General features: G+C 67.9%; 8 protein-coding genes. 4 read left to right on the top strand and 4 right to left on the bottom strand.

Annotated features, from left to right (window positions below; translation table 11 throughout):
- Positions 1-30 precede the first annotated feature (30 nt).
- The 3 genes from ACK4K7_RS14545 to ACK4K7_RS14555 all read left to right on the top strand — a co-directional run bounded on the left by ACK4K7_RS14545 (position 31) and on the right by ACK4K7_RS14555 (position 5,788).
- Complete coding sequence (locus ACK4K7_RS14545; protein ID WP_431867091.1) at positions 31-1,254, top strand: HlyD family secretion protein; 1,224 nt, start codon at positions 31-33, stop codon at positions 1,252-1,254.
- Complete coding sequence (locus ACK4K7_RS14550) at positions 1,251-3,353, top strand: peptidase domain-containing ABC transporter (protein WP_431867092.1); 2,103 nt, start codon at positions 1,251-1,253, stop codon at positions 3,351-3,353. The genes ACK4K7_RS14545 and ACK4K7_RS14550 overlap by 4 nt, the downstream gene beginning before the upstream one ends.
- A 128-nt stretch (positions 3,354-3,481) precedes the next feature.
- Positions 3,482-5,788 (top strand): EAL domain-containing protein, encoded by a 2,307-nt coding sequence (locus ACK4K7_RS14555; protein ID WP_431867094.1) that lies wholly within the window; start codon positions 3,482-3,484, stop codon positions 5,786-5,788.
- 4 nt (positions 5,789-5,792) lie between these two features.
- On the opposite strand, the gene ACK4K7_RS14560 is transcribed toward ACK4K7_RS14555, so the two are convergent.
- Entirely contained in the window at positions 5,793-7,202 is a 1,410-nt protein-coding gene (locus tag ACK4K7_RS14560) for a sugar porter family MFS transporter (RefSeq protein ID WP_431867178.1), read from the bottom strand.
- Between the two features lie 50 nt (positions 7,203-7,252).
- A complete protein-coding gene (locus ACK4K7_RS14565) occupies positions 7,253-8,035 on the bottom strand; it encodes a class I mannose-6-phosphate isomerase (RefSeq protein WP_431867096.1) in 783 nt (260 codons plus the stop codon).
- Positions 8,036-8,194: 159 nt separating this feature from the next.
- Here ACK4K7_RS14565 and ACK4K7_RS14570 point away from each other — a divergent pair, with 159 nt between their 5' ends.
- Positions 8,195-9,517 (top strand): cation:proton antiporter, encoded by a 1,323-nt coding sequence (locus ACK4K7_RS14570; RefSeq protein WP_431867097.1) that lies wholly within the window; start codon positions 8,195-8,197, stop codon positions 9,515-9,517.
- 9 nt (positions 9,518-9,526) lie between these two features.
- On the opposite strand, the gene ACK4K7_RS14575 is transcribed toward ACK4K7_RS14570, so the two are convergent.
- Positions 9,527-10,333, bottom strand: a complete 807-nt coding sequence (locus ACK4K7_RS14575; RefSeq protein WP_431867098.1) for a LytR/AlgR family response regulator transcription factor — start codon at positions 10,331-10,333, stop codon at positions 9,527-9,529.
- Positions 10,330-11,409, bottom strand: coding sequence for a sensor histidine kinase (locus tag ACK4K7_RS14580; RefSeq protein ID WP_431867179.1), 1,080 nt, complete (start codon positions 11,407-11,409; stop codon positions 10,330-10,332). Before ACK4K7_RS14580 ends, ACK4K7_RS14575 begins: the two co-directional genes overlap by 4 nt.
- Between the last annotated feature and the right edge of the window lie 83 nt (positions 11,410-11,492).

Here is an 11,492-nt window from a genome sequence, read left to right on the forward strand (position 1 = left end):
GATATAAGCCCCCTCGGAGGGGCTTTTTTCGTGCAGTTGTTCCGAACCGAAGCGATGCGCGGGCAGGATCGCCTACATGGCGAAGTCGTGCTCGTTCCGCCCGTTTCCTGGCAGCTGCTGAGCGGCTTCCTGTTCGCGGCCGTGCTGATCGCCGCCGCCTTTCTCGCCAGCGCCCGCTACGGCAAGGTTACCGTCGCCGACGGCGTTCTGACCGGCGACCGCGGCATCGTCCGCGCGGTCGCGGTCCGCCCCGGCATCGTCGAGCAAGTCCTCGTTGCGGAGGGTCAGAGGGTCGAGGCCGGAACCCCGCTCGCCCGCATCTCGATCGCCTCCGGCGACGGCGCCGAAACGCTCCAGGACCGCCGCGCCGCCGCCATCGCCCGTCGCGAAGAGGCACTGCGCGGCAGCATGCCCGAACTCGCCCGGGTCGCGAGGGCGCGGGTCGATGCGCTGTCCTCGCAGATCGGCGGCGACCGCGCCGAGGCCGCCGGACTGTCGGCGCAGATCGGCCAGCAGCGCGAGCTGGTACGTTCCGCCGCCGAGGAGTTGGAGCGTGCCCGCAACGTCGCCGAACGCGGCTTCGTGTCGCGCCGCGACGTGCTCCAGCGCGAGGAATTGCTCGCCACCCGCCGCCAGGGACTGTCGCGCCTGGAGCAGGAACTGGCCAGCCGCCGTGCCCGTATCGCGGCGGCGGAGGCCGATCTGGCCCGCGCCCGGAGCGAGCTGGAGCTGCAGCTGGCCGATGTGGCCGGCGCCCGGGCCGAACTGGCGGGTCTCGCCGCCGCGGACGAGAATGCGACCGTGCTGGTCGTCACCGCGGCGGAAGGAGGGACCGTCACCGGCATCACCGCCCATCGCGGCGATGCCGTCGGTCCGGACCGGCCGATCTTGTCGATCATACCCGCCGGATCTCGGCTGCAGGCGCGGATCGAGGTCCCCGCCGCCGCCGCCGGGTTCCTGGAACCGGGGCAGGATCTGCGCATCGCGGTGGATGCCTTCCCCTACCACACTTACGGGACGATCGACGCCCGCATCCGATCGGTTTCGGAAGCGACGGTCCCCGTGGCCCGCGCCGACGGCAGCAGCGCCGAAGTCTTCATCGTCCACGCCGACATGCGCGCCGCCACCATCGACGCCTATGCGCTTCCGCAGCCGCTCCGCCCCGGCATGACGGTGAGCGCGCGGATCACCACCCGGTCCCGCAGCCTGATGGAATGGCTGTTCGATCCCCTATTCGCGGTGGGCCGGCGATGAACGCGCCCGCCGCCATCGACACGTCGATCATCCCCCGTCGCCGCATCCGTCACATCCGCCAGGCGGAGGCGGCCGAATGCGGTCTCGCTTCGCTGGCGATGATCGCCAATTGGTGGGGGCACGATCTCGATCTCGGCGCGCTGCGCCGCCGCTTCGGCGTCTCCTCGCGCGGCATCGGCCTTCGTGAGCTGATGCAGACGGCGGACGCGCTCGGCCTCACATCCCGCCCCCTGAAGATCAGCCTCGACGCGCTCGAGGCGATCCAGCTTCCCGCCATCCTCCACTGGGACATGAACCATTTCGTGGTGGTGGAGCGGGTCCGCAACGGCAAGGCCTATATCGTCGATCCGGCTCTGGACGGGCGTTGGCACGACGAAGCCTCGCTGTCGCGCCACTTCACCGGCGTCGCGCTGGAACTGCGGCCGGCGCGGGACTTCACGCCCGAGGCGGAGAAGAAGAGGCTGCGCCTGTTCCAGCTGTGGAGCGGCGCGAGCGGCGTGAAGCGCACGATCGCCCAGGCGGCCGTGCTCAGCCTCGTCCTCCAGGCGCATGTTCTCGCCTCGCCCTATCTGCTGCAGCTCGCCGTGGACCAGGCGCTTCCCGCGCTCGACGCGGACCTGATAACGGTGCTCGCCATTGGCTTCGGCCTGTTCGCGCTGGTCAATGCCGGCGCCGCCTTGCTCCGGTCGTTCGTCCTGCTGGCTTCCGGCACCGCTTTGTCGTTCGGCATCGCCTCCAACGTCGCGCGCAAGCTGATGCGGCTCCCGGTCCAGTGGTTCGAAAAGCGAAGCGTCGGCGACGTGCTGTCGCGCTTCCAGTCGGTGCTCCCGATCCAGAAGCTTCTGACGGAAAGCGCCGCCGCCGCGATCATCGACGGGGTGCTCGCCGTCCTTACGCTGGCGCTGATGCTGGCCTATTCGCCGATGCTGACGCTGGTGCCGGTGGGCGCACTTATCCTCTACGCGACGGTCCGGGCGCTCACCCTTTCGGCGGAGCGGCGCACCGAGCATGACCGCATCGCCGCGCTCGGACGCGAGCAATCGGCGATGATCGAGACTTTGCGCGGCATCGTCACCCTCCGCCTCGCCGGCCGGGAGACGACGCGCCACGCGGTGTGGCAGAACCGCCTGTCGGAGGCGCTCGGCGCCGCCTTCGCCAACGAACGCATCCACGTCGTCCAGCAGTCCGCCGCCACCCTGCTCGGCGCGCTGGAGATCGTGATCGTCACCTGGCTCGCGGTCCATATGGCGATCGAGGGCGGCTTCACGGTCGGCATGATCTTCGCCTTCCTCGCCTATCGCATGCAGTTCGCGACGGCGACCCGGTCCCTGATCGACAAGGCGATGGAGTTCAGGATGCTGTCGCTGCATCTGGAGCGGCTGTCCGACATCGCGCTGACCGAGGATGATCCGGGCTTTGCCGAGCCGATGGCGCAGGCGAAGCCGTTCCGGGGCGAGATCGAGCTGCGCGGCGTCACCTTCGCCTACGGCATCCACGAGCCGCAGGTCCTGAACGGCGTCGATCTCCACATTCGTCCCGGCGAGCATGTCGCGATCACCGGACCCTCGGGCGGTGGAAAGACGACGCTCAGCAAGATCCTGCTGGGGCTTTCCGAACCCACGTCGGGCGAGGTGCTGATCGATGGCGTTCCGCTCGCCCGCTACGGCCGTCGCGCCTTCCGCGAACATGTCGCCGCCGTGCTCCAGGACGATCTGCTGTTCGCCGGCACCATCGCGGACAACGTCGCGGATTTCGAGCCGGTTGATCCCGATCGCATGGTCGAGGCCCTGAAGGCCGCCTCGGTCTACGACGATGTCGAGGACATGCCGATGCGCCACCTGACACTGGTCGGCGACATGGGCTCGACGCTGTCGGGCGGGCAGCGCCAGCGCATCCTTCTCGCTCGCGCCCTTTACCGCCGGCCGAAGCTGCTCGTGATGGACGAAGGCACGGCCCATCTCGACGCCGAGCATGAGCGGCAGGTCAACGCCGCCATCTCCGCGATGGGCATCACCCGCATCGTCATCGCGCACCGGCGCGAGACACTCGCCGCCGCGGACCGGGTGGTGGTGCTTCAGGGCGGCCGCGTCGACGTCTGAGCGCCGGGGGCCGCAGGGCCGCCTAAGCAAATCGGTAACCCTTTTTCTTTAGCTGGGAACTCGTGGGGTAGTGGGGATGCCGCGGGGAAGCATTGTTCCCGGCGGCGCCGAGCGCGGGATTGACCGTAGTGCTCATTCGGATTGCCGATCTGATCGCAAGGCGCGCGCGGTGGCCGATCCTGGCCTGCGTCCTTCTGATCGGCATCGCGTCAGCGATGGGCGAGTGGATGACGTCGCTCGACAACCGGCTCGAAACCGCGCGTATCCAGCACTTTCCCAAGACCGCCTCCGGCGAGACGGTGGTTGTGCAAATCGACACGCGCAGCCTATCCGAGATTCAGACCTGGCCTTGGCCGCGCGGGCTTCACGGCCAACTGCTGGACCGCCTGAACGCCGAAGGCGTCAAGCAGGTCGCCTTCGACGTCCATTTCGTCGACCCCGCCGCCGATCCCATCCAGGACGAGGTGTTCGCGGCCGCGATCGAGCGCATGAGCGGCCGCGTGATCCTGCCGGCGCTACTCGAAGGCGTGCGCGATCCGAACGTTGAGCGGATCGAGATGCTTCCCATCCCCGTGCTTCGCGCCCATGCCCAGGTGGCGGCGATCTGGATCTGGCTGGAAAAGGACCTCACGGCCCGCCAGATCCCCTACAGTATGGAAATGAAGAACGCACGCTGGCCGACGCTCGCGACCCTGCTTGCGGAAAAGCCGAGCTACAGCGAAGCCTTCTATCCGCTCGACTGGTCGATCGATCCGAAGACGATCCCCACCGTCAGCTACGCCGATGTCCTGAAGGGCCGATATCCGGCGGGTTTCTTCCGGAACAAGAACGTGCTCGTCGGAGGCACGTCGATCAGCCTCGGCGACCGCTTCAGCGTGCCCGTCCACGGGCGCATTCCCGGCCTCTACATCCAGGCGATCGGGGCGGAAACGCTCAGGATCGCGACGCCGCGGCCGGTCGGGGATTGGCCTGCCCTGGTCGTCGCCTGGCTGGTGATCGCGGCCGCGCTGGTGTCGAAGCGCATCGCCGTCCGGCTTGGCCTCCTCGCCGCGGGCAGCCTCGCCATGCTGGCCGTGGCGCTGGTGGCGCGCGAGCAGGCGGCGATCGTCGCGACCGTCGGATCCGCCTCGCTCGCCTTGTTCACCGCGACCATCCTCATCGCCGGCGCCGCCATCACAAAGGCCGTCGTCGATCGCATCACGCTGGCGCCGGTCAGCCAGCTGCCCAATCTCACCGCCATGTGCCTTCTCGACGGGGAGGCGCGCACGACCGTCGTGGTGCGCCTGCGCAACCATGCCGAGATCACCGCGCTGCTCGGCCGGGAAGGACAGGGGGAGCTGCTGCGCCGGGTCTATTCGCGCCTGTCGCTCGCCGCTTCGGGCGCGACCCTGTTCCAGGTGGACGATCACAGTTTCGGCTGGCGCAGCGACCGTTCGACCGAAGAGCTGGCGGACGCGATCGAAGGCCTCCACGCTCTGTTCACGAGCGGCCTTCCGCTCGGGGAGAGGGCGGTTGACGTGACCATAACGGTGGGCCTCTGCGACGATCCGGCGCTGTCCACCGAAGCCGCCGTCGCCGCCGCCACCGTGGCCGCCGACCGGGCGGTGCAGCGCGGCCTCGCCTGGGAACGCTATGTCGCCGACGGCGGTGCCGACGCCGACTGGCGGTTGTCGCTGCTGGGCGAGCTCGATCGCGCGATCGACCAGGGCGACGTCTGGATCGCCTACCAGCCCAAATATGATCTCCACAGCCGCCGGATCACCGGCGCCGAGGCGCTGGTGCGCTGGTCGCATCCGAGCCGGGGCGACATCCGTCCGGAACAGTTCATTCCGCTGGTCGAGCAGAGCGGCCGGATCGACAAGCTCACCTTCCACGTCCTGCGTTCCGCGCTGGCCGACTTCGCCGCGCTGGAGGACGACAGCCTCAGCGTCGCCGTCAACATCTCGATGCGGATGATCGGGCGCAACCACCTCGTCGAACCGGTCCGCGACCTGCTGCGCGAATATCGCTTCGCGCCTCACCGGCTGACGCTCGAAATCACCGAATCCGCGGCGATGACGGGGCCGGCCGGCATCGAGGAGCTGCGCCGGCTGCGCGCGCTCGGCGTCAACATCTCGATCGACGATTACGGCACCGGACAATCGACGCTGAGCTATCTGAAGACGCTCCCCGCCACCGAGCTCAAGATCGACCGCAGCTTCGTCCAGCTGATCCTCACCAGCCGCAGCGACGCGACCGTGGTCGATTCCACCGTCAAGCTCGCCCACGCCCTCGGCCTCAAGGTCGTCGCCGAAGGGGTGGAGAATGACGAAGTGCTCGAGATGCTGAAGAAGATGAACTGCGACATCGTCCAGGGCTATCATATCGGCAAGCCGGCGAGCTTCAGCGCCTTCCTCCGAACCGTCGCCAGCAAGCGCAGCGCCCGCGCCGCCTGAGCCGCTATCCCGCCATCTCCTCCAGCTCGCGGCCGCGGGTTTCGTGCACCATCGCCCGCACGAAGATGAACGAGACGACCGCGCCGAGGGCATAGAGGCCATAGGCGCCCATCAGCCCGATCGACGCGAGCAGGATCGGGAAGGTCATGGTGATCCCGAAGTTCGAGAACCATTGGGCGAACCCGCTCACCGCCAGGCCGGAGCCGCGAATCTGGTTGGGGAACATCTCGCCCAGCATCACCCACATCACCGGACCCCAGCTGAAGTTGAAGAAGACGACGTAGATGTTCGCGCTGACGAGCGCGAGCGTGCCCATCTCGTCCGACAGCTGCAGGGTTCCGTTCACCAGCGCTCCGGTCGCAAAGGCGGCCGCCATCAGCGTCAGCGTCACCGCCATGCCCGCCGAACCGATGAGGAGCAGCGGCCGGCGGCCGATGCGGTCGATCAGCATCAGCGCCGCGGTGCAGGCGAGGATCGAAAGCGCCCCTGACACGATGTTGATGAACAGCGCGTCATTCTCGGTGAAGCCCACCGCCTGCCAGAGCACGGCACCGTAATAGAAGACGACGTTGATGCCGACGAGCTGCTGGAACACGGCCAGCCCGATCCCGACCCAGACGATGGTGCGCACCCGGCCGCTGGTCTGGTCGACGAGGTCGGACAATTTCGGCCGGTGCAGGTCGCGGGCGAGGGACTCGCGGATCTCCTCGACCTTGCGCGCCGCGACATCGCGGTCGAACAGGCGCGTCAGCACCTGCTCGGCCTGCGCCTCGCGTCCTTTCAGCACCAGATAGCGCGGGCTTTCGGGGATGAAGAGCAAGGCGACCAGGAACAGGCCTGCGGGGATGAGCTCCATCCAGAACATCCAGCGCCACGCTTCGTAGCCCCACCAGAAGGCGCTGACCGAAGCGCCCGCGGCGTCGGCGAGCAGATAGTTGGACAGGAAGGCCGCGGTCAGGCCGATGATGATCATGATTTGCTGGATTCCCGACATTCGCCCGCGGATCGCGGCGGGAGTCACCTCGCTGATATAGGCCGGCGCCAGCACGCTCGCCGCGCCGACGGCGAGGCCGCCGAGAAAGCGGTAGAAGACGAATTCCGCCGATCCGCCGGCGATTCCCGAGCCCCAGGCGCTGACGATGAAGAAGACGGCGGAGATCAGCAGCACGTTGCGTCTGCCGATCAGGTCCGACAATCGACCGGCGGCGAACGCGCCGAAGGCGCAGCCGAGCAGCATCGAGGCGACGTTGAACCCGGTCCCCACCGCGGTGGACTCGAACGCGCGCTGCAGCCCCGGCACGGTGCCGTTGATCACGCCGCTGTCGAACCCGAACAGAAAGCCCCCGATCGTCGCCACCGCGACGATGAGGATGATGAAACCCATATTGGCCCGCTCCGGGCTCGCCTGCGTCATCATGTCCCCTCCCACTCCCCGTCATCATGACCGCGCCCAAACGGCGCGGCTCAGTCGAGCGGCCCCTCCGCCGCCACCAGCGCCGCCGCGCCCGTGCCGAGCGTCAGTTTCGCTCCCGCCTCGATCAGCAGGCATTCGCCCGCGCCGCCGCCGGCGGCCGTGCCGCGCAGCGGCACCACCCAGCGCCGCCGATCCGCCATCGGATCGGAGCGCGGATCGTCGACCTGGACCAGGCTGAAATCGGAGCCATTCACCAGCACCCTGCCGCCCGACGCCCCGCCCGAAGGCGGTCCGGCCGGCGCATAGGGCCGCGCCCGCGCCACCGCGACCGCGTCATCGAGGTGCAGCTCGCGCGCACGGCCATAATCGTAGAGGCGGTAGGTGATGTCGTTGCTTTGTTGAACCTCGATCAGCGAGATGCCGCCGCCGATCGCGTGGATGGTCCCGGCCGGCACGTAGAAGACGTCGCCCGGCTTGACCTCCTTCCAATCCATCCGCCGCTCGATCGATCCGTCGAGCGCCGCGGCGCGCAGCGTCGCCGCGTCCATTTCCTCCCGGACCCCCAGTCCCAGCCTGGCGCCCGGATCGGCGTCGAGGATGTACCAGCATTCGTTCTTGCCGCCGGCATGGCCGCGCGCCCGCGCCTGATCGTCGTCCGGATGGACCTGGACGGACAGCTTCTCGCTGGTGAAGATATATTTGACGAGCAGCGGCAGCGCCGCCGGCCCTTCGAACCAGATCTCGCCGATCCGCCGCTCCCCTTCGGTCGCGAAGGGGGGCGGCAGGCGGGTGCGGCCCCACGGCTTTTCGACCTGGATCGGCTTCAGCTTCATCGGCGCAGCTTGCCGCGAGCGGCGCCCGTCCGGCAAGGATCAGTTTTCGCCGGGCGTTTCAGCGCGATACGGGCGGCAGAGCTGTTGATCCGGCGCCCGGCCGCGCCATAACGAGGGCGGGGGACCCGATTCGGGCGGCCCAGATCCGGGGGACGACATGTGACGCCGGCCGAACTGAGCATCGTCTTCTTCCTGCAGATGTTCGTCATCATCGGCGTGTGCCGTCTGGTCGGCTGGGCGGCGCGCCGGTGGCTCGGCCAGCCGCAGGTGGTGGGCGAGATGATCGCCGGCGTGATCCTGGGCCCCTCATTGCTCGGCCTGTTCCTGCCGGAGGTGCAGCAGGCGCTGTTCCCGCCCGATTCGCGGCCGATCCTGTTCGTCGGGGCGCAGCTCGGCGTCGGCCTCTACATGTTCCTGGTGGGCCTCGGCTTCCAGAGCAGCCATTTCCGCGCCAACCGCAAGAGCGCGGCCGCCGTCTCGATTTCGGGCATGGCCGCGCCGTTCCTGGTGGCGGTGCTGATCACGCCCTGGCTGCTCGCCACGCCCGGCCTGTTCACGGAGAACGTCACGCTCTTCCAGGCGACTCTGTTCATGGGCGCGGCGATCTCGATCACCGCCTTTCCGATGCTGGCGCGGATCATCCACGAACGCGGGCTCAGCAATTCGCCGCTCGGCACGCTGTCGCTGTCGGCCGGCGCGATCGACGATGCCGGCGCCTGGACGGTGCTCGCCATCGTCCTCGCCAGTTTCGGCGGCGGTCCGGAAATCGCGGTGAAGGCGATCGTCGGCGGCGCCGCCTTCGCCGCCTTCATGCTGCTGCTTGGGCCGCGGCTGCTCGCCCCGCTCGGGCGCTGGGCGGAGCGGGAAGGGCGGATCACGCCCACCCTGCTCGCCGTCACGCTGATGCTGTTCATGCTCGCGGCCTTCACCATGGACGCGGTCGGCATCCACGCCGTGTTCGGCGGCTTCATCCTCGGCGCCGTCATGCCGCGCGGCTTCTTCGCCGACGAGCTTCGCAAGCAGCTCGAGCCGTTCACCGTCGTGCTGCTGCTGCCGATGTTCTTCACCTATTCCGGGCTGCACACCCAGCTGACGATGGTGGCGAGCGCGGAGCTGGCGCTGGTCACCGTCGCCATCCTCGCCGCCTCCATCCTCGCCAAGGGCGGCGCCTGCTGGGCGGCGGCGCGGCTCACCGGGCAGGACAACCGCACCGCGCTCGGCATCGGCGCGCTGATGAACGCGCGCGGCCTGATGGAGCTCATCATCATCAATATCGGCCTGCAGCAGGGGATCATCGGCACCGGCCTGTTCTCGATCATGGTGCTGATGGCGGTGGTCACCACCTTGATGGCGGCGCCGCTGTTCGAGGCGGTCTACGGGCGGGAGGCGCGGGCGCGCGGCGAGCTCGGCGTGATCGGCGGCACGGGGCCTCCGGCCGAGATCGTGCCGCACGAGCCGCTGCCGCCGCGCCGGGGCGGCTGAGCCCCCGCGTCAGTGGACGAAGCGGGCCACCACGTCCCGGTAGGAGCGGCTCACCTTCACCTGGCTTCCGGAGCCGAGCACCAGGAAGCATTCGCCATTGGTGTGCGGCTTCACCTGGCGGACCTGATCGAGATTGACGATGGTGGAGCGGTGGACGCGCTGGAAACGGCGGGGATCGAGCCTCTTCTCCAGGTCCTTCATCGTCTCGCGCAGGATCAAGGTGTTATCGCCGGTATAGATGCACATATAATCGCCGGCCGCGTCGATCTTCTCGATCGAATCCACGTCCACGCGGAAGATCTGGCCGCGATCCTTGATGTTGATCATCTTCTCGTAGCGGCTGGACGCATGGGCGTCGTCGCCGCCGACGGCCTCGACATTCTCCATCGCGTCGGGCGCGACTTCGGCCAGCACTTCCTTCAGCTTGCCCGCTTCCTCGGCGCTCCTTTTCTCGGTGAGGCGCTGGCGGACGCGGTCGAGCGTGTCGGCGAGGCGGTCTTCCTCGACCGGCTTCATCAGATAGTCGACCGCCTGGGCCTCGAAGGCGCGGATCGCATGGTCGCTATAGGCGGTGACGAAGACGAACAAGGGCGGCTCGACCTCCATCAGCCCCTGGATCACGGAAAAGCCGTCGAATCCGGGCATCTGGATGTCGAGGAAGACGAGGTCCGGCTTGTGGGTCTTGATCGCGCGGATCGCCTCCCGGCCGTTCGAGCACGTTTCGATGATCTCGACATCCTCATGCTTGTCGAGCCTGAGCTGCAGCCCCTGAATCGCAAGCGGTTCGTCGTCGACCAATATCGTGCGAATGGTCATTTCGGCTCCTCGATCTCTATCTGGTAGGGAATTTCGATGATAACGCGGAAGCCCCCCCTTATGTCCGACTGTGTCTCGAAACGGTGGTTGGTGCCATAGGCCTGCGCCAGGCGGTCGCGGATGTTCGCCAGACCGACGCCGGTAGATTCGGGTCTCTCCACCGTCGCGTCAAGGCCGGGACCCGTGTCGGAGACGGTGATGATCACCCGGTCCACGTTGCGGCGCGCCTCGATCGAGATGTCGGCGCCTTCCTCCTGCGGCGTCACCGCATATTTGATCGCATTCTCCACCAGCGGCTGGAGGAGGAGCGAGGGCAGGCGCGCGCGGGCGACGGTGTGGTCGATCAGGAAATGCGGACGCAGGCGGTTCTCGAACCGCATCTTCTCGATCTCGAGATAGAGTTTCAGCGTCTCGACTTCCTGCGAGACCGTCACCTGCCCCGTTGGCTCGTTGACCAAGGTGTAGCGCAGGAAGGACGACAGGCGCGACAGCATCGCGTTCGCCCGGTCCGTCTGCTTCAGGAGGACGAGGGTGGAGATGGAATTGAGCGTGTTGAACAGGAAATGCGGATTGAGCTGGTAGCGCAGCATGGCGAGCTGGGCCGAGCTCGCCTGATGCTCCAGCCGCAGCAGCTGGTCGGTCTGCTCTTCCAGCAGCAGATAATAATTGATGCTGTAATAGAGGGCGGACCAGGCGACGAGCAGCGAGAAGGTGAGCAGGATCGCGCCCAGGAACTGCAGCCCCTCGGGGCGCGCGCCGGGGCGGACGAAGGTGGCGTGGCTCCAGGTCTCGATCGCCGAGAAGGAGGCGGCGGCGACGAACACGATGACGATCGACACCAGCCAGGTGACGAGCGGCCGCATCCGGATCAGCCGCCGGAAGGCCGCCGCCATCAACAGGGTCAGCGAATAGCCGGTGGCGGTGAGGAGCGCGGTATGGACCACGAAGCTCCACCCCATCGCGTTGGCGATGCCGGACAGGGTGCGCAAGATGAAATAGCCCGCCCAGCCGGCCGATTGCAGGATCCAGAAGGCGCGGTTCTTGTCCTCGAAGAAGGGCTGCTGCTGAAGCCGCAACGGGCTCCAGCCGCGATCGCCCTCGCCGAGGTGCGGCCTTGCTATGTCAGTCGCTCCGTTCGCCACGGGCTCCAGTCTCTAGC

Origin of the sequence: Allosphingosinicella sp. (assembly GCF_046295735.1) — a bacterium.
Classification (GTDB): domain Bacteria; phylum Pseudomonadota; class Alphaproteobacteria; order Sphingomonadales; family Sphingomonadaceae; genus Allosphingosinicella.

Coding starts and splice junctions, on each gene's coding strand:
- ACK4K7_RS14550 (WP_431867092.1), top strand. CDS start 1,251: ATGAACGCGCCCGCCGCCATCGACACGTCGATCATCCCCCGTCGCCGC.
- ACK4K7_RS14560 (WP_431867178.1), bottom strand. CDS start 7,202: ATGACGCAGGCGAGCCCGGAGCGGGCCAATATGGGTTTCATCATCCTC.
- ACK4K7_RS14565 (WP_431867096.1), bottom strand. CDS start 8,035: ATGAAGCTGAAGCCGATCCAGGTCGAAAAGCCGTGGGGCCGCACCCGC.
- ACK4K7_RS14575 (WP_431867098.1), bottom strand. CDS start 10,333: ATGACCATTCGCACGATATTGGTCGACGACGAACCGCTTGCGATTCAG.